At 71.8% G+C, this 20,808-nt stretch carries 17 protein-coding genes; 10 read left to right on the top strand and 7 right to left on the bottom strand.

What is annotated here, in order from left to right:
* Positions 1-30 precede the first annotated feature (30 nt).
* The 3 genes from ACFYOY_RS29640 (at position 31) to ACFYOY_RS29630 (ending at position 4,942) form a co-directional block, all read left to right on the top strand.
* Positions 31-828, top strand: a complete 798-nt coding sequence (locus tag ACFYOY_RS29640; RefSeq protein WP_351885607.1) for an SDR family NAD(P)-dependent oxidoreductase — start codon at positions 31-33, stop codon at positions 826-828.
* 210 nt (positions 829-1,038) lie between these two features.
* Positions 1,039-2,211, top strand: a complete 1,173-nt coding sequence (locus ACFYOY_RS29635) for a sialidase family protein (protein WP_351885314.1) — start codon at positions 1,039-1,041, stop codon at positions 2,209-2,211.
* A gap of 712 nt (positions 2,212-2,923) precedes the next feature.
* A complete protein-coding gene (locus tag ACFYOY_RS29630) occupies positions 2,924-4,942 on the top strand; it encodes a spermidine synthase (RefSeq protein ID WP_388590577.1) in 2,019 nt (672 codons plus the stop codon).
* A gap of 73 nt (positions 4,943-5,015) precedes the next feature.
* Here ACFYOY_RS29630 and ACFYOY_RS29625 read toward each other — a convergent pair whose 3' ends face one another.
* On the bottom strand, positions 5,016-6,068 hold the full coding sequence (locus ACFYOY_RS29625) for a hypothetical protein (RefSeq protein ID WP_351885319.1): 1,053 nt from the start codon (positions 6,066-6,068) through the stop codon (positions 5,016-5,018).
* Positions 6,069-6,443: 375 nt separating this feature from the next.
* Positions 6,444-7,412: a D-2-hydroxyacid dehydrogenase family protein gene (locus ACFYOY_RS29620; RefSeq protein ID WP_351885322.1), complete on the bottom strand. Its 969-nt coding sequence runs from the start codon at positions 7,410-7,412 to the stop codon at positions 6,444-6,446.
* A gap of 297 nt (positions 7,413-7,709) precedes the next feature.
* On the opposite strand from ACFYOY_RS29620, the gene ACFYOY_RS29615 reads away from it, so the two are divergent.
* Positions 7,710-8,537: a prephenate dehydrogenase gene (locus tag ACFYOY_RS29615; protein WP_351885325.1), complete on the top strand. Its 828-nt coding sequence runs from the start codon at positions 7,710-7,712 to the stop codon at positions 8,535-8,537.
* Between the two features lie 8 nt (positions 8,538-8,545).
* Here the strand turns inward: ACFYOY_RS29615 and ACFYOY_RS29610 are convergent, their stop codons facing one another.
* Together ACFYOY_RS29610 and ACFYOY_RS29605 are read right to left on the bottom strand one after the other, a co-directional pair.
* On the bottom strand, positions 8,546-9,238 hold the full coding sequence (locus tag ACFYOY_RS29610; RefSeq protein WP_014058093.1) for a response regulator: 693 nt from the start codon (positions 9,236-9,238) through the stop codon (positions 8,546-8,548).
* Entirely contained in the window at positions 9,235-10,923 is a 1,689-nt protein-coding gene (locus ACFYOY_RS29605; protein WP_351885328.1) for a sensor histidine kinase, read from the bottom strand. Before ACFYOY_RS29605 ends, ACFYOY_RS29610 begins: the two co-directional genes overlap by 4 nt.
* A gap of 251 nt (positions 10,924-11,174) precedes the next feature.
* Here ACFYOY_RS29605 and ACFYOY_RS29600 point away from each other — a divergent pair, with 251 nt between their 5' ends.
* The 3 genes from ACFYOY_RS29600 to ACFYOY_RS29590 are packed head-to-tail and all read left to right on the top strand — an operon-like array spanning position 11,175 to position 13,934.
* Positions 11,175-11,987, top strand: a complete 813-nt coding sequence (locus ACFYOY_RS29600; protein ID WP_059148246.1) for an ABC transporter ATP-binding protein — start codon at positions 11,175-11,177, stop codon at positions 11,985-11,987.
* On the top strand, positions 11,980-12,852 hold the full coding sequence (locus ACFYOY_RS29595) for an ABC transporter permease (RefSeq protein WP_351885332.1): 873 nt from the start codon (positions 11,980-11,982) through the stop codon (positions 12,850-12,852). Before ACFYOY_RS29600 ends, ACFYOY_RS29595 begins: the two co-directional genes overlap by 8 nt.
* A 50-nt stretch (positions 12,853-12,902) precedes the next feature.
* Positions 12,903-13,934: an ABC transporter substrate-binding protein gene (locus ACFYOY_RS29590; RefSeq protein ID WP_351885335.1), complete on the top strand. Its 1,032-nt coding sequence runs from the start codon at positions 12,903-12,905 to the stop codon at positions 13,932-13,934.
* Positions 13,935-14,224: 290 nt separating this feature from the next.
* Here the strand turns inward: ACFYOY_RS29590 and ACFYOY_RS29585 are convergent, their stop codons facing one another.
* A complete protein-coding gene (locus ACFYOY_RS29585; RefSeq protein WP_388590572.1) occupies positions 14,225-15,337 on the bottom strand; it encodes a galactosyldiacylglycerol synthase in 1,113 nt (370 codons plus the stop codon).
* 135 nt (positions 15,338-15,472) lie between these two features.
* On the opposite strand from ACFYOY_RS29585, the gene ACFYOY_RS29580 reads away from it, so the two are divergent.
* From ACFYOY_RS29580 to ACFYOY_RS29570, 3 genes are read left to right on the top strand one after another with little or no spacing between them, the layout of a single operon-like run.
* On the top strand, positions 15,473-16,291 hold the full coding sequence (locus ACFYOY_RS29580) for an SDR family NAD(P)-dependent oxidoreductase (protein ID WP_351885341.1): 819 nt from the start codon (positions 15,473-15,475) through the stop codon (positions 16,289-16,291).
* 6 nt (positions 16,292-16,297) lie between these two features.
* Positions 16,298-17,254 (top strand): DMT family transporter, encoded by a 957-nt coding sequence (locus ACFYOY_RS29575; protein ID WP_351885344.1) that lies wholly within the window; start codon positions 16,298-16,300, stop codon positions 17,252-17,254.
* The gene (locus tag ACFYOY_RS29570) at positions 17,251-17,982 is read left to right on the top strand and encodes a polysaccharide deacetylase family protein (RefSeq protein ID WP_351885347.1); all 732 of its coding nucleotides are present in this window, start codon (positions 17,251-17,253) and stop codon (positions 17,980-17,982) included. Before ACFYOY_RS29575 ends, ACFYOY_RS29570 begins: the two co-directional genes overlap by 4 nt.
* A 2-nt stretch (positions 17,983-17,984) precedes the next feature.
* Here ACFYOY_RS29570 and ACFYOY_RS29565 read toward each other — a convergent pair whose 3' ends face one another.
* Both ACFYOY_RS29565 and ACFYOY_RS29560 read right to left on the bottom strand, forming a co-directional pair.
* On the bottom strand, positions 17,985-19,454 hold the full coding sequence (locus ACFYOY_RS29565) for a class II fumarate hydratase (protein ID WP_351885350.1): 1,470 nt from the start codon (positions 19,452-19,454) through the stop codon (positions 17,985-17,987).
* Positions 19,455-19,703: 249 nt separating this feature from the next.
* Positions 19,704-20,654: an anti-sigma factor RsbA family regulatory protein gene (locus tag ACFYOY_RS29560; protein ID WP_388590569.1), complete on the bottom strand. Its 951-nt coding sequence runs from the start codon at positions 20,652-20,654 to the stop codon at positions 19,704-19,706.
* Between the last annotated feature and the right edge of the window lie 154 nt (positions 20,655-20,808).

Here is a 20,808-nt window from a genome sequence, read left to right as displayed (position 1 = left end):
TCGCCAGACCAGGGAGCCAGGGTGACGGACATGAACACCGGGAACGACCGGCAGGCCGGGAGCGCCACGCCCCCCGATGGCCCGCTGTCGGGCTGCGCGGCGCTGGTGACCGGCGCGTCCAGCGGCATCGGAGCGGCCACCGCCCTGGCGCTGGCCCGGGAGGGAGCCGATCTCGCACTGGTGGCCCGCCGCACCGAACGGCTGGAGGACCTGGCCGCCACCCTCCGCAAGGAGGGCCGCTCCTGCGCCGTCCTCACGGCAGACCTGCAGAGCGCGGCGCAGGCCCGTCAGTGCGTCGAGGACGCGGCGGAGCAGTGCGGACGGCTTGATGTGCTGGTGAACAACGCCGGTTATGTGGCCACCGGCACGGTCGAGGAGAGCGACCCCGAGACCTGGGAGCGGATGATCGACCTCAACGTCGAGGCCGTCCTGCACACCTCCCGGCAGGCGCTGCCGCATCTGCTGCGGACGGCGTCCGAGGGCCCGCGCGGGGTGGCGGACCTGGTGAACGTCGGCTCGGTGGGCGGCCGGGTGGCGCGGCCCGGCAACAGCGTCTACTCGGCGACCAAACACGCGGTGGGCGCCTTCAGCGAGGCCATGCGCCAGGAGGTGACCGCCCGCGGTGTCCGGGTGGGGCTGGTCGAGCCGGGCATGACCGTCACCGAGATGACGACCGGGGACGGGACGGCCTCCGTGGCACGCGGCATGGCGCGCGAGTCCTGGCTGCAGCCCGAGGACATCGCCCGGGCGATCGCCTTCATGGTCGTCCAGCCCGCGCGTGCCGCCGTCAACGAGATCATGGTGCGCCCCACCGCCCAGGAGCACTGACCCGCCTGCCCCAATCGCCCCGTTACGCCTCGGCGTAACGGGGCGCAAGCGCGTGCCGACCTCGACCCGGCTTGGCTCTCATCCGGCCCCGCTCGGCCCTCGCGGAAGCGTGCGCGAGGGATTTACAACGTTGGAAATTCTCTTTAACGTTGCGCCACGCACAGCCCGGGCCGCTCTTCCCCCTCCACCACTCCTCCCGAGGGAGCGTGCATGACCACGCCGTACCGAAGACACCTCCTGCCCGCTCTGCTGACCCTCCTGGCCGTCCTGGGCTCGCTCCTGGCCGTCCAGGCGCCCCCGGCCGCGGCCGCCTCCGGCACCCTGCTGCGCGACGGCACCGGCCTCTACCCCCGCGCCCTGCGGCTCGCGCACAACGGCACCGCCAACGGCCGCGTCCTCGCTTCGGTGGTCACCTTCCGCGGCTCGGACGGGGTCGGCGCCATCTACGAGAGCACCGACGACGGCGCCACCTTCCGCCAGGTGGGCGAGGTGGCCGACCCCGAGGCGTCGGGTGGACAGGGCGAATGCTGCGCCACCCTGTACGAACTGCCGCAGGCTGTTGGCGGCATGCCCGCCGGGACCCTGCTGTGGTCCGCCTCCATCGGCCAGGACGAGCCGGACCGCCGGATGGCCATCCGGGTCTTCCGCAGCAACGACCAGGGCCGCACCTGGTCCTATCTGTCCACCGTGGCCACCGCCCCCAGCACCAAGGGGCTGTGGGAGCCGGAGTTCTCCATCGATTCCAGCGGGCGCCTGGTGGCCCACTACTCGGACGAGACCGACCCCGCCCACAGCCAGAAGCTGATCGCCGCCCGCAGCGCGGACGGGATCACCTGGGAGGGCCACCACGCCACCGTCGCCAGCAAGCTCGCCTCCGACCGGCCCGGTATGCCCATCGTGCGCAAGCTGCCCGACGGCCAGTACTTCATGGCGTACGAGATCTGCGCCGCCCAGGGGCAGTACTCATGTGTGGTCCACTACCGGACCTCGAAGGACGGCTGGAACTGGGGCGACCCCGCTCACCTCGGCTACCGTCCCGAAACCGCCGACGGCAAGTACTTCACCCACACACCGAACCTCGCCTGGGCCCCCGAGGCCGGCAACCCCCGGGGCAAGCTGTTCCTCATCGGCCAGGTCCTGAACAACGCCGACGGCAGCACCGCCGCCGGCAGCGGTGCCACCGTGTGGACCAACAGCAATGGCGGCACCGGAGCGTGGCGTTCGATCCCCGCACCGGTGCGGGTGGACTCCAAGGTGGTCGACTGGTGCCCCAACTACAGCTCGGCGCTGCTGCCCTCGGCGGACGGCAGCCGTGTGCTGGAGATCGCCACGGACTACGTGGGCACCGTGTGCAAGCCCTACTTCGCCACCGGGGGGAGCTGACCGTGTGCAAGCCCTACTTCACCACCGGGGGGAGCTGACCGTGTGCAAGCCCTACTTCGCCACCGGGGGGAGCTGACCGTGTGCAAGCCCTACTTCGCCACCGGGGGGAGCTGACCGTGTGCAAGCCCTACTTCACCACCGGGGGGAGCTGACCGGGTGAACGCCCGCTGACCGAAGCGGTGTTTTCCCTGCCCGGATCCCCGTCCAGCCGTTCGGGGCCGGTGCCCGGCGTGGTGCGTACGACCGTCTCCACCAGGGCACCGGCCTCGGCGCAGGTCCGTGTGCCGCGCCGTTCGCCGGGCAGCAGCGTGCTCGGTCCGCGAAGGACACGAACACCGACTCGGGCTCCGCCTCCTCCGCGCGGGCGTCCGGCGTTGGCCCGGGCAGGTGACGGACACCGGTCGGGCCATGACCCGAACGCAGTACGGCGGTGACCCGGGCAGCGGGCCCGTGCCGCGTGCCGCGGCATGGCCACCACACGCCGCGCGGCCGGTGCACCGCACCCCATGCCGCGTGGCTGACCTGCGCGAATGGCCTCGGCAGGGGAGGGGAGGTGAGGCGTCGCGCGGATGGAGAGCGAGTGGCCGGGGCCGCTTCCCGATGCTCCGGACGCCCGCCATCCGGCCGACGGCACGGGCCGTGTGGGTGCTCGACCTGCCCCGTCCCGGATGACAGCGTGGCCGGCATGGAGCACAGCCCAGGACCGCAAAACGTGCGCGCGAGGCTGCTGCTGGCCAGCGCCACCATGCTCTTCGTCGAGCTCGCGCTGATCCGGTGGACCGGCGCCAATATCGTCCATCTGAGCTATTTCTCGAACTTCATCCTCTTGGGCTCGTTCCTCGGGATCGGCCTGGGATTCCTCATGCCCGCCGGGCGTGGGCAGTGGCTCACCCGCTGGGCGCCCATCCCGCTCGCCGTTCTCGTCGTCTTGGTGCGCGAGTTCCCCGTGCAGGTGCGGCAGACCAGCGGCGAGGTCATCTACTTCACCGCCGTGAAGACCACCGGTCTGCCCCAGTGGGTGACCCTGCCGGTGCTCTTCGGGCTGACCGCGCTGATCATGATGGCGATCGGGAAGATGACGGCCGATCAGTTCCGTCAGCTGCCCTCGCTGGAGGCGTACCGCTACGACCTGCTGGGCTCGCTCACCGGTTCGGTGTCCTTCGCGCTGCTGTCCTGGCTGCGCGCACCGTCGGTGGTGTGGGGCGTGCTCGCCGCCGCGGCCTTGCTGACCCTCGGCGGCCGCCGCAACAGCATCCGGTATGCGGTCCCGCTCGCCTTGATGGTGGCCGTCCTGGCGCTGGAGACGGCGGCCAGCGGCATCTCCTGGTCCCCGTACTACAAGATCGAGGTGACCAGACCGACCACCGGCAGCCGGGACTACAAGATCTCCGCCAATGGCGTACCGCACCAGTCCATCGCCCCGCTGAAGGTGCTCGGACGCCCGGGCTCCCCGTACGAGCAGCCCTACCGTGAAACCCCGAGGAACTCCCACCGCCGGGTGCTGGTCATCGGCGCCGGCAACGGCAACGACGTGGCGATGGCGCTGGCCAACGGCGCCCAGCGGGTGGACGCGGTGGAGATCGACCCCCGGCTGCAGGAGATCGGTGCGTCACTGCATCCGGCCCGGCCCTACGCCAACCCCCGGGTGCACGTGCACATCAACGACGGCCGGGCCTTCCTCGAACGCACCAAGACCCGCTACGACCTGGTCGTCCTCGCCCTGCCCGACTCCCTGACCCTGGTGTCGGGCGCGAGCAACCTGCGCCTGGAGAGCTATCTGTTCACCCGGCAGGCATTCGAGGCGGCACACCGCCACCTGGCGCCCGGCGGCGCGTTCGCCATGTACAACTACTACCGGCAGAACTGGCTCATCGACCGGTTCGGCTCCACGCTCACCTCCGTCTTCGGACACGCCCCCTGCATCACTCACTACGGAGGCAAGAAGGCGGCCATCCTGGTGGCCGGTGTCACCTCCAGCGACCAGTCCTGCACCGCCTCCGCCTGGCGCCCCTCGGGCCCGGTGCCCTCGGCCGCCAGTGACGACCATCCGTTCCCGTATCTGCTGCACCGCACCATCCCCACCCTCTACATCGGGGTCCTGGGAGCGATCCTGCTGGTGACTTTGGCGTCGGTACGGCTGACCGGGGTCCGGCTGCGGCGTACCGCCCGCTATGTGGACATGTTCCTGCTCGGTGCGGCGTTCATGCTGCTGGAGACCAAGAACGTGATCGGCTTCGCCCTCTACTTCGGCACCACCTGGCTGGTCAACGCCATGGTCTTCGCGGGGGTGCTGGTCGCCGTGCTGTGCGCGGTGGAGGTGCGGCGCAGGCTGCGCCGGGTCAATCAGCTCGTGCTGCAACTGATGCTCTTCGCCAGCCTCGCGATCGCCTGGCTGATCCCGTCCCATCTGGTGCTGGGACTGCCCTTCGCCCCTCGACTGGCCGCCGCGATCGCGCTGGCCTTCGCCCCCATCTTCTGCGCCAACCTCATCTTCTCCGACCGGCTGGCGGCGGCCTCCGACCCCACGGCGGCCTTCGGCGCCAACCTGCTGGGCTCCCTGTTCGGCGGCACCCTGGAGTATCTCGCCCTGCTCACGGGCTATCAGGCGCTGCTGCTGGTCGTGGCGGTGCTGTACGCGGGCGCCTGTATCGCCATGCGCTTCACCCGCCGCGGCTCCGGCGACGTCAGCAGCCATGAACCACTCACCGTGCAGACGGCGCCACGCCCCTGAGCTCGACTCTCCCAGCCGCCCCCGGCCGCCTTCCGGCCGGGGGCGGCCGCGTCGGTGGCGCGCGCCGCCGCTCTCACTCGAACATGACGTAATCCGGGCGCGGCCGCAGGGCCAGCACCTCTTCCGGGGTCATCAGCCGGCTCCCCTCGGCGTCCTCCTCGTAGAAGAGCTTGAAGCCGGTGCGCACGCCCTCGGGCTGGCCCCTGACCAACTGCCGCCAGGTGTCCCGCTTCATCCCCGGCGATCCGATGCCGTCCGCGCTCTTGATGACCACCACGCCGGGCTGCGGGCGCAGCGCGGACTGTTCGCTGACGACGGACACGGCCACCTGGTGGAAGACGAGCGGCTTCTGCGGCAGATCGTGTTCGGCGACGATCCCGGAGAGATAGCGGGCCACATCGGTGAGCTCCTTGCCGCTGGTGTGGCCGTAGGTGTCCCCCGGCACCTCGCCCGGACCCATCTCCCACTCAGGGTCCAGGGCTATGCCGACATCGGGATGGACCAGCCATTCGCGCAACGCCTTGACCTCGCCGAGGACCGATGCCCGGCCCGGCTGGATGTTCAGCAGCAGCAGGGCGCGATGGCGCTTGGCCGCGTCGTGGAAGCGGCGGATCGTGTCGGGGGAGGTGCGTGAGCGGTAGGTGCCGTCGGGGCCCGCGCTGCTGTTGGCGACGGTCGCGAGGAGTTCGAGCACCGGCTGCGGTTCGCGGTCCGCCGCGTAGGCGCGGGCGGTCTTCTCGATCTGGCGCACCTGGTCGTCGAGGTCCCCGATGCCGAGCCGGCCGAGCGCGGCGGCCCCGGGCAGTCCGCAGTAGCCCACCAGGCGGTAGCGGGACAGATCCCGTCCGCCCCGGGGCAGCTCCGGCGGCGGCTTCGGGGTGGGGGAGGGGGAACTCTTGGACGGAGTGGCGGACGGGGAGCGCTCCGCCTTGCCGGAGCCTTGCGGGCCCGCTCCGGAGGGCGAACCGGCCGACTCCTCGCCGCAGCCGGCGAGCAGGCCGATCCCGGCCGCCGCGGCCACCGAGAGCAGGCCGCGCCGGGTCGGTGGCGGTGTCCCCGATCCTCCGCCGCCGTCGCCGTGCCGCAGGGCGTCCTGCCCCGCCGATGCCCTGTCGGCTGCCGTCATTCGCGGTGCGCTGTGAGTCACGTTCCCTCCGTCCGCGGTGCCGGGTCGGTGGACCGGGCACCGGTCTGTTGTGCGGGCCGATGGGTTGTCCGTGCCAGGCAGCCTGTCCGGTATGACGAAGGCGAAACGGAATAGTGTCCACCGGGCGGAGGGCATGCGTCGCTTTCAGCCCGGGAAGACGACCGGTGGCTGGGTGCGGGATGTTCGAACGGGGCGGCCGGGCCCTCGATGGGCCCAACGCGCCCTGGAATGGGACCTCTTGATGCCCCTCGCGGTCGAATCTCGCCCTGGCCCGGCCACCGCTCCCCGCCGTTGCCCGGTGTTGCGGCCGCCACCTCGCGGGCGCCGGAGCCGTAGGAGGCCGCTCGGGGGCGGTCAGGCGGGCGGGCTCAGCCGGCGGATCGGCGCCCCGTCCAGATAGGCGCGGATGTCCTCCACCACATCGCCGTAGAACCGCTCGTAGTTGCCCCGGGTGACATAGCCGAGGTGCGGGGTGGCCAACAGATTCGGCAGGGTACGGAACGGATCGCCCGGCGGCAGCGGCTCCCGTTCGAACACATCGACCCCCGCGCCCGCGATCCAGCCGTCCCGCAGCGCCTCCACGAGCGCCGCCTGGTCCACGATCGCCGCGCGGGAGGTGTTCACCAGAAACGCCGTGGGACGCATCCGCCGCAGCTCCGCCGCGCCCAGCAGCCCCCGGGTGCGGTCGCTGAGCACCAGATGCACCGAGACGATGTCGCTGGTCTCCAGCAGCTCCTCCTTGGAGCCGGCCGGCCGCACCTCCTCCGCCTCCGCGCGCTCGGCCGTGAGATTCTCGCTCCAGGCGGCCACCTCCATGCCGAAGGCCCGGCCGACTCGCGCCACCTGGGTGCCGATCCGTCCCAGCCCCAGCAACCCCAGACGGCGGCCGTGCAGATCGGTGCCGACGGTGCTCTGCCACGGCCCGCCGTCCCGCAGCGCCGTGCTCTCCGGCACCACATGGCGGGCGAGCCCCAGGATCAGCGCCCAGGTGAGCTCGGTGGTCGGTTGCGAGCCGCCGCCCGTGCCGCACACGGTGACGCCGTGGCGGGCGGCGGCCTCCAGGTCGACCGACGCGTTGCGCATCCCCGTGGTCACCAGCAGCTTCAACCGTGGCAGCCGCGCGAACAGCGATGCGGGGAAGGGCGTGCGCTCCCGCATGATGACCACGATCTCGCAGTCCCCGATCGCCTCGGCCACCGCGTCCTCACCGGCGATGTGCTCATGGAGCGGCACCACGTCCACCGCGTCGAGCACACCGGACCAATCGGCCGCCGACAGCGCCACGTCCTGGTAGTCGTCGAGCACGGCGCAGCGCAGCTTCATGGGACTACCTCTGTTTCCTCGGACGGGTACGGTGTTTCTACCACCCGTGTGAAGCCACCCCGAAAACCGGGGCCTGACAAGTCGTCACCGCGTTTGCGGCGCCACCCTTCCGGATGACATCGGCCGTGCGGTCGCGGTGTGACTGGCGTGTGTTTTCACCGAAAGTTGGCTTCTCAAGGGGTGCTGAGACACGTGTGGTTGTTTTGCGCAGTGGCACACAGGGCACCGCACCGTCTGAACAGCAGGCATAATCACAGCTGCGATGGGCGCAGACGCCCAGAAAGGGGACGAAGTGAAGTGAACGCGTTGAGCGCGGACAGCAGTGTGGGTTCGACCATTGAGGTACTGGAGGCCGAACTCCCCCAACTGCAGAAGCAACAGGAGGCACTCAAGGGTGATTTGGAGGCCGTCACCAAGCGGCTGGAGGCGGTCAGCACTGCCCTGAGCAGCCTGCAGACGCTCTCCATCGCCACGGCTTCGGAGCAGGTCGTGGACGGCGCCCCGGTGGCGGTGGCGAAGCCCGTGGCCGAGGCCACCCCGGCCGAGCCGGCCGCGGAGCCGGCCACCGAGGCCACGGCCGGGACCGGGCCGGAGTCCGCCGAGGACACGGGATCCACCGGCCGTACCTCCGCCGCCACGCGCAAGGCGGCCATCGGCCGTCAGCGCAGCAGGGGCAAGGCGGCCAAGGCGCCCGCCACCGGACGGGCCACCAAGACGGCGGGCAAGAAGACCGCCGCCGCCAAGAAGACCGCCGCGAAGGCCGCGGCGAAGGCTCCCAAGGCCACCAAGGCCGCGGTGAAGGCCACTACCAAGGCCACCACCAAGGCCACCGCGAAGGCCGCGAAGCCCGCCAAGGCCACCAAGGCCGCCGAGAAGCCGGCGGAGAAGGCCACCAAGGAGACGGCCACCACCTCCGAGCGCTCCACAGGGCTCGCCGACAGCGTGCTGGCCGCGCTGCGCAAGGCCGGCCGTCCCATGCGGGCCTCCGAGGTCAACAATGCCCTGGGCCGCGACGAGACCCGCACCAATGTGAACTCGGTGCGCAACACCCTCGAGCGGCTGCGCTCCTCGGACCGGGCCCAGCGTTCCGGCCGTGGCCTGTACGAGGCCTCGGCCACCAGCTGAGGATGCCGTCAGTTCACCGCCACCCATGTGTAGCGGTGTTCGGGACGGCCGGTGTCCCCGTACTTGAGGGTGAGGCTGATGCGGCCCGCATGTTCGAGGTACTTCAGATAGCGCTGGGCCGTGGAGCGGCTGATACCGGTGCGCTCCGCCACTTCGTGGGCGGAGAGCGGCTGGTCGGCCTGGTCCAGGACCCGCCGTATGAGGTCGACGGTGGGCGCGGAGTGGCCTTTGGGGAGGGCGGGGCCGGAAGTGTCGGCGGCTGCGAAGGCGCCGAAGATCCGGTCCACCCTCTCCTGGCCGGTCTCGCCGCGCCCGCCGACGCCCTCGAGGGTGCGGCGCAGCCCCGCGTAGCCGTCCAGCTTGGCCCGCAGTCCGGCGAAGCTGAACGGCTTGACCAGGTACTGCAGTGCGCCATGGCGCATGGCGGCCTGGACGGTGGCCACATCACAGGCGGCCGTCACCATGATGACGTCGGCGTGGTGGCCGAGCTGGCGCATCCGCCGCACCAGGGTCAGCCCGGTCTCGTCCGGCAGATAGTGGTCGAGCAGGACGAGGTCGACCGGGGTGCGTTCGAGGGTCGCGAGGGCCTGGGCGGCGGTATGGGCGCGGGCGGTGACCCGGTAGCCCGGCACCTGGGCCACATACGCGGCGTTGATCTCGGCGACGTGGAAGTCGTCGTCCACGACAAGAACGTCAATCATCGTGACTCTCCTGCTGCGGTGAACTCATGAGTGGGTGTGTCGTCCCCGGTGAGGGCCTCGGGCAGGACGACGGTGAACACCGCCCCGCCACCCGCCCGGGCGGTGACCCGGGCCATGCCCCCGTATCGCTCGGCCAGCCGCCGTACCAGGGCCAGTCCGATGCCCCGGCCGCGCGGCGACACCGTGGCGAACTCCGCGTGGCCATCGGGTCCGGCGTCCGGGGAGCCGGTGCGGGCGGGCCGCTTGGTGGACCAGCCCTCGGTGAAGATCTGTTCGCGCATCCCCGGTGGCACCCCCGGGCCGGTGTCGCTCACCCGCAGCACGGCGGTGGTGCCCTCGGCCCTCAACTCGACCTCGATGAACGGGGCGGGGGAGGGGTGTGCGGCCACCGCGTCCAGCGCGTTGTCTATGAGGTTGCCGAGCACGGTCACCAGATCGCGCGGGTCGACCACCCGCCCGGGCAGCAGGGTCGCGGACGAGATGCGCAGGGCCACTCCGCGCTCGGCCACGATGGCCGACTTGCCGACCAGCAGCGCCGACAGCAGCGGATCGTGCACTCGTTCGGAGATCTGCTCGGCCGAGGCACGCCGGGCATTGGTGAGCTCGGCCACGAACTGTGCCGCGCGCTCGTGCAGTCCCAGCTCCAGCAGCCCCAGCAGGGTGTGCAGCCGGTTGGCGTGTTCGTGGTCCTGGGCGCGCAGCGCGTCCAGCAGCCCGCGGGTGCTGTCCAGCTCGCGGCCCAGCAACTCCAGCTCGGTGCGGTCGCGCAGGGTGGCCACCGCCCCGCCGTCCTCGGTCGGCATGCGGTTGGCCACCAGCACCCGGGCGCCGCTGACCGTCAGCAGATCCGCCCCGTCCACCCGCCCCGCCAGCACATCGGTGGTACGGCCCGGTGGCAGTGACTCCTCCAGCGTGCGCCCGGTGGCGTCCGGGCGGATCCCGAGCAGCCGCCCGGCCTCGTCGTTGATCAGGCGGATCCGGCCGTGCCGGTCGAAGGCCACCACGCCTTCGCGGATGCCGTGCAGCATCGCCTCCCGCTCGTCCAGCAGCGCCGAGATGTCGGCGAACGCGACACCGTGCGTACGGCGGCGCAGTTGGCGCGAGACGGCGATCGCCGCCAGGACGCCCACCCCGAGCGCCGCCCCCGCGTACAGCAGCAGCCGGGGCACCGCCGCCAGCAGCTGGTCGCGCACGCTGCCGTAGCCGATGCCCACCGATACCGCCCCGACGAGCCGTCCGTCCCCCGAGCGCAGCGGCACCTTGGCGCGGGCCGAGCGGCCGAGCGTGCCCACGTCGATCTGCAGGACCTCCCGCCCCGAGAGCGCCTCGCCCGGATCGGTGGAGACGTGTTGCCCGATCCGGGCGGTGGTGGTGTGCGACCAGCGCACCCCCCGGGAGTCCATCACCACGATGTACAGCGCCCCGGTGGCCCGGCGGATCCGTTCGGCCGCCCGCTGCACCGGACCCGAGGGGGTGGGATCGGTGGCGGTGAGGTCCCGCGCGATGTCCGGATCGGCCGCGGTGGTCTGGGCGATGGCGAGCGCCTGGTGCATCGCCTGGTCGTCGATCTCGGAGCTGAGCGGGGCCAGGAACAGCGCGGTCGCCAGCACCATCACCCCGGCGGTGATGAACAGCTGCGCGGCGAGCACCTGGCCGGAGACACGCCGGGGCCATCGGATGCGCATGATGGGCCCCCTGTCTCCCGCCTCGCTCATCCTGTGTGGTCCCATGTGGTCCCGTGTGCGAGCGGTAGTACTTCGTCCGTTTATGGTGCTGTGAACGCACCGTAAAGGCGCCCGGGGCGTATGCCCAGTCTCCGTGGCCTTTTCGTTGCCAGGGCGCGAGCAAAACGAGCAGAACGCGGTTTGTGAGCGCAACGGCGGGTTGTGCCCAGAAGACTGCCGCTGTGGCCCGGGTCACTTCTAGCCTCCCGGCCATGAGCAGCCACACCAGCCCCGCCATCGAGCTGCGGGGAACGAGCAAGGCGTTCCGGACACCGTCCGGGGCCCTCCACACCGCGGTCAGGGATCTCGACCTGACCGTCGGGCACGGTGAGTTCGTCGCCGTCGTCGGGCCCACCGGTTGCGGAAAGTCCACGACACTGACGCTGGTCAGCGGGTTGGAGGAGCCCACCGAGGGCGAGGTGCTGGTGGCCGGTGAGCCGGTCCGCGGCATCGCCTCCAACGTCGGCTTCGTCTTCCAGCAGGACGCGGTGTTCCCCTGGCGCAGTGTGCTGTCGAATGTGATGGCCGGCCCGCGGTTTCGCGGTGTGCCCAAGCCGGAGGCGAAGGAGCGGGCCCGCGAATGGCTGGCCCGGGTCGGCCTCTCCTCCTTCGAGGACCGCTATCCACATCAGCTCTCGGGCGGTCAGCGCAAGCGCGTGGCGCTCGCGTCGACCTTCGTCAACGACCCCGAGATCCTGCTCATGGACGAGCCGTTCTCGGCGCTCGATGTGCAGACCCGCGCGCTGATGTCGGACGAACTGCTGGAGCTGTGGGCGGGGACCGGCGCCTGCGTCGTCTTCGTCACCCACGACCTGGAGGAGTCCATCGCCCTGGCCGACAAGGTCGTCGTGATGACGGCCGGACCGGCCACCGTCAAGGAGGTCTTCGAGATCGATCTGCCCCGGCCCCGCAAGGTCGAGTCGGTGCGGCTGGAGCCGCGGTTCGTGGAGATCTACCGGGAGATCTGGTCCTCGCTCGGCGAAGAGGTCCGCATCACCCGTGAGAGGGGTGCCGTCGATGCCTGAGACCCTGTCCGCCACGGCCGTCCCCGCCCTCGACAAGACACCCGGTACGCGCTCCAAGGCCCGGGCACGCGCCGCCCGCAACCGCGCGATCCTCGTCCAGACCAGCCGCGCCCTGGTGCTCCTCGGCGTCATCGGGCTGTGGGAATGGCTGGCCCGGGCCGCCGTCATCGACCCGTTCAACTTCTCGATGCCCTCCAAGATCTGGGCCCAGCTCAAGCAGTGGGCGCTGCACGGCACCGCGCAGGGTTCGCTGTGGGAGCAGATCTGGTACACGCTCTACGAGGCGCTCCTGGGCTGGGGCATCGGCGTCGTCGCCGGTGTGGTCCTGGGGATCGCGTTCGGCCGGATCGCCTTCCTCGCCGATGTGCTCGGTCCGTACATCAAGGTGCTCAACGCGCTGCCGCGCATCGTCCTCGCGCCCATCTTCCTGATCTGGTTCGGCCTCGGCCCGGCCTCGAAGGTCGCCTCGGCCGTCGTCCTGGTCTTCTTCCCCGTCTTCTTCAACGCCTTCCAGGGCGCCCGGGAGGTCGACCGCAACCTGGTGGCCAACTCCCGGATCCTCGGCGCGAGCAACCGCCAGGTCACCCTCCAGGTGGTGATCCCCTCCGCCACCTCGTGGATCTTCACCAGCCTCCATGTCAGCTTCGGCTTCGCCCTCATCGGCGCCATCGTCGGCGAGTACATCGGCGCCACCAAGGGGCTCGGCCTGCTGGTGTCCTCCTCGCAGGGCACCTTCAACGCCGCCGGTGTGTACGCCGCGATGGTGATCCTCGCCGTGGTGGCCCTGCTCGCCGAGGGGCTGCTGACCTTCCTGGAGAAGCGGCTCTTCCGCTGGAAGCCCGCCCAGCCCGGCGAAGACCGCTGAGCCCCCGCCTTCTTCCTCCCCGCTCATCACCGCTCACAAGGACGTGACCCATGCGCAGCTGTGCCAAGTTCTCCGCGGCCGCGGTCGCCGCGGCGCTCGCTCTGACCACCCTCACCGCCTGCGGCGGTGACTCCAGCGCCTCCGGCGGCGAGAACGGCAATGTCAAGATCATGGTGGGTGGCCTGGACAAGGTCATCTACATGCCCGCGATGCTCACCCAGCGGCTCGGCTACTTCAAGGCGGAGGGCCTCAAGGTCCAGCTGCTCACCGAGCCGGCCGGGGTGCAGGCCACCACCTCGCTGATCGCGGGCGATGTCCAGGGTGTCGTCGGCTTCTACGACCACACCCTCGATCTGCAGGTCAAGGGCAAGCAGGTGGAGTCCGTCGTCCAGCTCGCCCAGGCCCCCGGTGAGGTCGAGGTGGTCTCCAACAAGGCGGCGGACGAGATGGCATCCCCCAAGGACTTCAAGGGCAAGAAGCTCGGTGTCACCGGTCTGGGCTCCTCCACGGACTTCCTGACCAAGTACCTCGCGGTCGACAGCGGAGTGAAGACCAGCGAGTTCACCCCGGTGGCGGTCGGCGCGGGCCAGACCTTCATCTCGGCCCTCAAGCAGGGCTCCATCCAGGGCGGTATGACGACCGATCCCACGGTCGCCCAGATCGTGGACCAGAAAATCGGCAAGGTCCTGATCGACATGCGCACGCCCGAGGGATCCAAGCAGGCGCTCGGCGGTCTGTACCCCTCCTCCTCGCTCTACATGAACACCGACTGGGTGAACGGCCACAAGGACACGGTGCAGAAGCTGGCCAACGCCTTCGTGAAGACCCTGAAGTGGATGTCCACCCACTCGGCCGAGGACATCGCCGCCAAGATGCCGAGCGACTACGCGCAGGGCGGTGCGAAGCTCTACGTGGAGGCCATCAAGAGCACCCTGCCGATGTTCACCAAGGACGGGGTGATGCCGGCGGACGGCCCTGCGACGGTCGAGCGCGTCCTCAAGGCGTTCAACCCCAACCTGAAGAACGCCACGGTGGACCTGAAGAAGACCTACACCACCGAGTTCGTCAAGAAGGCGGGCTAGGGGGTCTCCGCGGATCCTGACGCCTGCGGCGGGCTGCTCCCCTCCCCGTCCCTTCTCGCGGCATCGAATTGCGGCTCCGCCGCGTGGCGGGGCTCTGCCCCAGGCCCCAGGCCCCAGGCCCCAGGCCCCAGGCCCCAGGCCTCAGGCCTCAGGCCCCGGGGTCCAGGGGCGGAGCCCCTGGTATCGGGAAGGGGCGAGGAGGGGAAAGGTCCGCCGGACACCCCGTCAAATCCACGGAGGTTGGAGCCCCCGAAGGACAGAGCTCCTGGTGGGCAGAGCCTTCGAAGCGCTCAGCCCGACGCCGCCGTCCGCGCGACCACCCCGGTCAGCCGGACGGCGGCGTCGTCGGCGAACAGCCGGCGGCCCGCCGCGATACGGCGCTCCCGCCACGCGGAGGGCTCGGTGAGCGCATCGAGCAGCCGCACCAGCTCCCACGAGTCCCGCGCATGGTCCGAGAGCCCCAGCGCGGCCATCCGCCGCACCCCCTCGCGGCCATGGCCCGGGATGGGGCGATAGCCGATCACGGGCACCCCGGTGGCCAGCGCCTCCAGCGCGGTCTGACCGGCCGCGTTGTCCACCATGGCCCGCACTGCGGCCAGCAGACCGGGCATGTCCCGCTCCCAGCCGAAGGCCGCCACATCCGGTTGGCGCGACAGCTCGACGCGCAGCCGTTCGTCCCGGCCGCACAGCACCACCGGCAGATACCCCGCCCCGGACACCAGCCGCGCCGTGTCCACCACCCGTGTCCCGGCGCCCCACGCCCCCACGGACAGCAGCACCGGCGGCCTCCCGGGCGCGAGCGCACACAAGTGCCGCCGCCACCGGGCCGCCCCCGGCGCCGGGGCGAAGAAGCGCGACGCCACCACGGGTCCGGTGGCCACCGAAGGACGGCCCAGCGCCCGGCGTACCGTGTCCGCGGCCTCCGGGGTGACACACAGATGCAGATCGTTGCCCGGGTGCAGCCACTGGCGGTGCACCGCGAAATCGGTCACCACGACCGCGCTGGGCACCCCCAGGGCGCCGCGCGCCCGGAGCCTGCCGGTCAGCTGCGCGGCCAGATGGAACACCGGGACGACCACGTCCGGCCGCTCCCGCTCCACCAGGGCCAGCAGCCGGTCCTCGGCCAGCGCGGCCAGCGGGGCACTGCCCGGCCGGGGGCCCCTGCCGGGGCGGAAGAACGCCTGGTAGATGCCCTCGTACACGAGCGGGGCACGGCGGATGGTCGTCCGATAGAACGAACGCAGCCCCGCTCCGATCCCACGCGGCAGCAACTCCAGCACATCCACCCGGCCGGCCCCCTGGCCCAGGTCCTCCAGCCTGCGTACCAGCTCGGCGGCGACCGCGTCGTGTCCGGCCCCCATCCCGGCGCTCACAACGAGAAAACGTGCCGACGGCTGGTGCATGACCACCTCCGATGGTGCGAGGCGCGGCTCCTCATGGCTCACTGGAGGTATCCGCTCCGCACGCCGTCAAACCGCGCGCTCGACGGCCGGTGACCCAGGGCCAGCGGCCGGTCGGCGGCGAGACAGGGAGATGCCATGATCCGCCCCCTCCCGGACGCACCCCTCGATCGCGGCCACGTGCGGGACACCGGGTACGCCGACACCACCGGGACCAGGGTCGCGCTGGTGACCGGTGCCTCCTCGGGCATCGGCGCCGCCATCGCCGACCGGATCGCGGCCGAGGGCGGCTGGCGGCTGCTGGTCAGCGGCCGCCACCGGGAACGGCTCGACCGCGTGGCCGCCAGGACATCGGCCCTCGCCTTCCCCGTCGACCTGGCAGCGCCGGAGGGCCCGGAGGCGCTCGTCCAGGACGCCCTCCGTGCCGCCGGACGGGTGGATCTGCTGGTCGCGGGGGCGGGCGTGGGCTGGGCCGGCCCCTTCGCCACCATGCCGCCCGCCGCCATCGACCAGGTGGTCCGCGTCGATCTGCTCGCCGCGATGCGCCTGGTGCGCATGGTCGTCCCCCGGATGGAGGCCGAGCGGCGGGGACACATCGTGCTGATCGGCTCGGTGGCCGGGACCGTCGGGGTGCGCGGCGAGGCGGTGTACTCCGCGGCCAAGGCGGCGCTCGGCGTCTTCGCCGACGCCCTGCGCTACGAGCTGGGCCGGGCCGGGGTGCGTGTCACCCATGTGGTCCCCGGTGTGGTGGACACCCCGTTCTTCGCCCGGCGCGGCGCCCCGTACGCCCGTCGGCTGCCCCGTCCGCTGCCGCCCGAGCGGGTCGCCGACGCGGTCTGGGACGCCGTCGAGCGCGGGCGGGACGAGGTGTACGCACCGGCCTGGATGCGGCTGCCCGCGGTGGCCCGCGCCGTGGCCCCCGGCCTGTATCACCGGTTGGCCTCACGCTTTGGGTGACCCCCGGTGAGCGTCGTGGCGGTGTTGCTGGCCCTGCTGTCCGCCCTGGGCAACGGCATGGCCTCGGTACTGCAGCGGCGGGCCGCGATGGACCAGGTCCGGGAGGAACGGGGCGCCCCGGGTCCGAAGCGGAACCTGCTGCGGCTGGCGCGTCTGCTGCGCCGCCGGTACTGGCTGGCCGGGCTGGCCGCGATGATGGTGTCGGCGGCGGCGCAGGTAGGCGCGCTGGCGGTCGGCCGGCTCTCCGTGGTTCAGCCGCTGTTGGTCAGCGAGCTGCTGTTCACCCTGGTGGTCGGCAGTCTGGTCTTCCGACACCGCCCGGACGGCCGGACCTGGCGGTCGTTCGTGATGCTCGCCGCCGGGCTCGCGCTCTTCCTGGTGGCGGCCGATCCCTCCCATGGCGAGACCACGGCGCAGAACGGCGAGTGGCTGCCCGTGGGCGTGGTGGTGGCCCTCGCCGTGGGCGCCCTGATCGCGGTGGCCCGTGCGCTGCGCGGGCCCGCGCGCGCCGTCGCCCTCGGAAGCGCCACCGCCGCCTGTTTCGCCTGCACGGCGGCGCTGATCAAGGAGTTGACCGGGCGGTTCGCCGGTGGAGTGGTGGCGGCCTTCACCGACTGGCCGCTGTACGCGGTGTGCGTCGTAGGGCTGCTGAGCTTCCTGCTGCTGCAGAGCACCCTGCGCGCGGGCACCCTGGCCGCCTCGCAGCCCGCGCTCACCCTCGGCGACGCCCTGGTCAGCATCGCGCTGGGCTGGGTGCTGTTCGGCGAGCGCATCGAGCTGGGGCTGCGCATCGTGCCCGAGGTGGCCGGCATCCTGCTGATGGCGGCCGGCATCGTGGGGCTGACCCGCTCGCCCGCCATGTGCGGCGGCTGGGACCAGGCCGTCCCCGAGCCACCGCGGCAGGCCGGGACACCGCTCCCCGGAGGGCGGAGGAGCCCGGACGGCGGTGAGGGAACACCATGAGCGCCCGCCACCGCTCCGGTGTCCTGGTGCGCAACGCGGCGCTACTGGCGGCGGCCGCGCATATCGCCCCGGCCGGCACCTGGCTGCCCGGGCCCCGGCGCGCCCTCTTCCCCGCCCTGGCGGGCCGGGGACGCTGCGACCATGTGGCCCTCACCTTCGACGACGGACCCGATCCGCGCACCACACCGCGCTTCCTCCGGGTGCTGGACGAGCTGGGTGTCCGGGCCACCTTCTTCGTCCTGGGGGACGGGGTGACGCGCTTCCCGCACACCACGCTGGAGATCGTCCGCCGGGGCCATGAGCTGGCCGTCCACGGCTGGACCCACAGCCGCCCCTGGCTGCCCACGGTGTCCCGGGACGTCACGGAGGTCGCCCGTGCCGCCCGCGCGATACGGCTGGCCACCGGCGAGGTACCGCTGTGGTACCGGCCGCCGTACGGCATCCTCACCGGCGGCCGCTGGCTGGCGGCGGCATGGGCCGGGCTCACCCCCGTGCTCTGGTCGGCCTGGGGACGCGACTGGTCCGCGGGCGCCACCGCGCGATCGGTGTTCGCCGTCATACGGCGCGATCTGTGCGGCGGTGCCACCGTTCTGCTCCACGACACCGACCGCGCCGCGGCCACGGGCTGCTGGCGCGCCACACTGGCCGCGCTGCCCATGGTGGTGGCGGAGTGCCGGGCCGCGGGTCTGGAGGTGGGGCCGCTGGCCGAGCACGGCATACGCCGATGAGGTCAGCCGTCGCGAAGGCGGGCCATCTTCCGGGGGTCCACGATGCGGTCGAAGTCCTCGGCGCTGATATGGCCGCTGGCGATGGCCGCCTCGCGCAGGGTCGTCCCCTCGGCGGCGGCCTTGTGGGCGATCTCGCCGGCCTTGTCGTGGCCGATTTCCGGGGACAGCGCGGTGACCAGCATCAGCGAGCGGGCGAGATGCTCGTCGATCCGCTCGCGGTTCAGCTCGATGCCCTCGACGCAGTACTCGCGCAGCTTCTCGCAGGCGTCGGCGAGGATGCGGGCGGAGTGCAGGAAGTCGCTGATGACCAGCGGCCGCGCCGCGTTGAGCTGGAAGTTGCCCCGGGTACCCGCGTGTGCGACGGCGCTGTCGTCGGAGAGCACCTGGGTGCACACCATCATCATGGCCTCGCACTGGGTCGGGTTGACCTTGCCGGGCATGCTGGAGCTGCCGGGCTCGTTGGCGGGCAGGGTGAGCTCCCCGATTCCGCCGCGAGGGCCGGAGGCGAGCCAGCGGAGATCGTCGGCGATCTTCATCAGGGGGACGGCGAGGCCCCGCAGCCCGGCGGAGGCGGCCACCATGGTGTCCACACCGCTCTGGGCCGCGAAGGAGTTGGACGCCACCTTGAACGGATGCCCGGTGGCCCCCGCGATCTCCCGGGCCACCGCCGGTCCGAACCCCTCGGGGGCGCCCAGCCCGGTGCCGACCGCGGTGCCGCCGATGGCGACCTGGTACAGATCCGGCAGGGTGGCGCGCAGCCGCTCCAGCGCGTCGGAGAGCTGGGCGGCGTAGCCGGACCACTCCTGCCCCACGGACAGGGGGAGCGCGTCCTGAAGATGGGTGCGGCCGGTCTTGACGACGTCGTACCACGCGCGGGACTTGGCGGCGATAGCCTCCTGGAGCAGGCTGACCTGCGGCAGCAGGGGGTCGTGCAGGATGCGCACGGCGGCGATGTGCATGGCCGTGGGGAAGGTGTCGTTGGTGGACTGGCCCAGATTGACGTGGTCGTCCGGGTGTACCGGATCCTTGCTGCCGAGGACGCCGCCGACCAGCTGGATCGCGCGATTGCTGATGACCTCGTTGACGTTCACATTGGTCTGGGTGCCGGAGCCGGCCTGCCACACATACAGCGGGAAGTGGTCGTCCAGCGCACCGGAGATCACCTCGTCGGCCACATGCGCGATCAGATCGGCCTGCCACCCCGCCAGCCGTCCCTCCCGGCCGTTGACCAGCGCGGCGGCCTTCTTGACATAGCCGTAGGCGTGGTAGACCGCCTTGGGCATACGGTCGTCACCGATCGCGAAGTGGACCAGGGCGCGCTGGGTCTGGGCGCCCCAGTAGCGGTCGGCGGGGACCTCGACGGTCCCCAGGGCGTCCGTCTCACGCCGGGTGCCGGTGGCGTCGATGCGGGTGGGGAGGTCCCGCACCCTTGGGGTGCCCTGGGCGCCCCGGCGCCTGTGGGGCGTGTTCATCGCGTGCTCTCCCAGGCGGATGGCAGCCCATCCATACGCACACTCCGCATCACGGCTGTTGCACTCACCGCCAGTGTCGCTCCGCTCCGCCCCGGCCGCATCCGGCACCGGAGTGGCCGCCGGCGCCCGCCAGGTCAGGCGCCGTGGCGCGGGGCCGGGGACGGGCGCGGGAGCGCCGGCGGGCGGCGGGTGGGCGACCTTCCCATCCGCCCCACGGCCCGTCCGTGTGCGTCCGCGGGCGACGCGACGTCAGATGCGGGTGCGCAGCCGGATGAGGGTGCCGTCCGCGTCGGCCTGCATCTGTACGACGTCGCACAGCATGCGCACGCCCCACAGCCCGAATCCGGGCTCGGTGCCGGCCGGCGGGGTGAAGCCCCACAGCGCGTCCGGGTACCAATGGCCGGGCCCGGAGATGTCGCAGACCAGATCGCCGTCATGGACCCAGGTGCTCAGCCGCGCCGGGGCCTCGCCGTGCCGGATCGCGGTGGTGGACACCTCGCTCACGGCCGCGACCATGTTGCGCAGCGCGTCATGGCCCATGCCGTGCCGGCTCGCCCGCTCGGCGACGAAGGTGCGCACGGCGTGCAGATCGGTCGAGACGATCGACACCGATTCGGCCATGCGCGGGGCGGGCGGCAGGGGACGCCGGTCGCAGGTGGCGCTGAACGGGCCGGGGTCGGTGTAGGCGTCGCTGCGCTCCGGCCCGTGGCCGTCGATGATCTCGGGGTGGGTCTGGCGCGCGTACGCGAGGATCTCGGGGTGCAGCAGGCGCCGGTCGTAACAGCAGATCGCGCGGGCGCCGGAGTGGGCGAAGGCCGCGTTGACGATCGACTCGTAGCGCGCCCACTCCACGACCTCGAGCGGGGTGCGGCCCTGCCACACCGGTTCGGCGATCACCCGGACCCGGCGCGGCTTCTCGGCCTTCACGAAGGAGTCGTAGGCGGCGATGGTCTTGACCGGGTGCTGGTACCAGCTGAGCGCCTCCTCGAACTGCACCGCCTTGGCGTCCTGCCCGAGCGCGTCCCGCAGCGCGTCGAGGTTGGAGGAGGCGGCGACGACGGCCACGGCGTCGTCCGCCTCCAGGCCCTCGCGGAGGAAGGGGACGCAGACGTCGACGACTTCGTCCTCGTCGCGATAGAGGAATCCGCGATGCATCATGGCGTCGCGGTGGTCCGCGACGGGGCTGCTCGGGCTGGTCATCGGGCCTCCCTGGGGCTCGGCCGGCGAAAACACTTCAGGTGCGTCATCGAATTTCCGGACGGTATAGCGCAGTCTGCCACTTCTCCGGCCCGGCGCGCAGCCCGTTCCGGCCATACGTGGACGGCATCCTGACGGTGCATTAGCATCCTCGGGC

Origin of the sequence: Streptomyces sp. NPDC007875, from assembly GCF_042868035.1 — a bacterium.
Lineage (GTDB): Bacteria > Actinomycetota > Actinomycetes > Streptomycetales > Streptomycetaceae > Streptomyces > Streptomyces antimycoticus.
Note: the sequence above shows the minus strand (reverse complement) of the source record. Positions and strands in the feature narration are given on the sequence as shown.

What these genes read in the sequence shown, in the direction of transcription:
- ACFYOY_RS29640 (WP_351885607.1), top strand. Translation starts at nt 31, where the DNA reads ATGAACACCGGGAACGACCGGCAGGCCGGGAGCGCCACGCCCCCCGAT.
- ACFYOY_RS29635 (WP_351885314.1), top strand. Translation starts at nt 1,039, where the DNA reads ATGACCACGCCGTACCGAAGACACCTCCTGCCCGCTCTGCTGACCCTC.
- ACFYOY_RS29625 (WP_351885319.1), bottom strand. Translation starts at nt 6,068, where the DNA reads ATGACGGCAGCCGACAGGGCATCGGCGGGGCAGGACGCCCTGCGGCAC.
- ACFYOY_RS29620 (WP_351885322.1), bottom strand. Translation starts at nt 7,412, where the DNA reads ATGAAGCTGCGCTGCGCCGTGCTCGACGACTACCAGGACGTGGCGCTG.
- ACFYOY_RS29610 (WP_014058093.1), bottom strand. Translation starts at nt 9,238, where the DNA reads ATGATTGACGTTCTTGTCGTGGACGACGACTTCCACGTCGCCGAGATC.
- ACFYOY_RS29605 (WP_351885328.1), bottom strand. Translation starts at nt 10,923, where the DNA reads ATGCGCATCCGATGGCCCCGGCGTGTCTCCGGCCAGGTGCTCGCCGCG.
- ACFYOY_RS29600 (WP_059148246.1), top strand. Translation starts at nt 11,175, where the DNA reads ATGAGCAGCCACACCAGCCCCGCCATCGAGCTGCGGGGAACGAGCAAG.
- ACFYOY_RS29595 (WP_351885332.1), top strand. Translation starts at nt 11,980, where the DNA reads ATGCCTGAGACCCTGTCCGCCACGGCCGTCCCCGCCCTCGACAAGACA.
- ACFYOY_RS29590 (WP_351885335.1), top strand. Translation starts at nt 12,903, where the DNA reads ATGCGCAGCTGTGCCAAGTTCTCCGCGGCCGCGGTCGCCGCGGCGCTC.
- ACFYOY_RS29585 (WP_388590572.1), bottom strand. Translation starts at nt 15,337, where the DNA reads ATGCACCAGCCGTCGGCACGTTTTCTCGTTGTGAGCGCCGGGATGGGG.
- ACFYOY_RS29580 (WP_351885341.1), top strand. Translation starts at nt 15,473, where the DNA reads ATGATCCGCCCCCTCCCGGACGCACCCCTCGATCGCGGCCACGTGCGG.
- ACFYOY_RS29570 (WP_351885347.1), top strand. Translation starts at nt 17,251, where the DNA reads ATGAGCGCCCGCCACCGCTCCGGTGTCCTGGTGCGCAACGCGGCGCTA.
- ACFYOY_RS29565 (WP_351885350.1), bottom strand. Translation starts at nt 19,454, where the DNA reads ATGAACACGCCCCACAGGCGCCGGGGCGCCCAGGGCACCCCAAGGGTG.
- ACFYOY_RS29560 (WP_388590569.1), bottom strand. Translation starts at nt 20,654, where the DNA reads ATGACCAGCCCGAGCAGCCCCGTCGCGGACCACCGCGACGCCATGATG.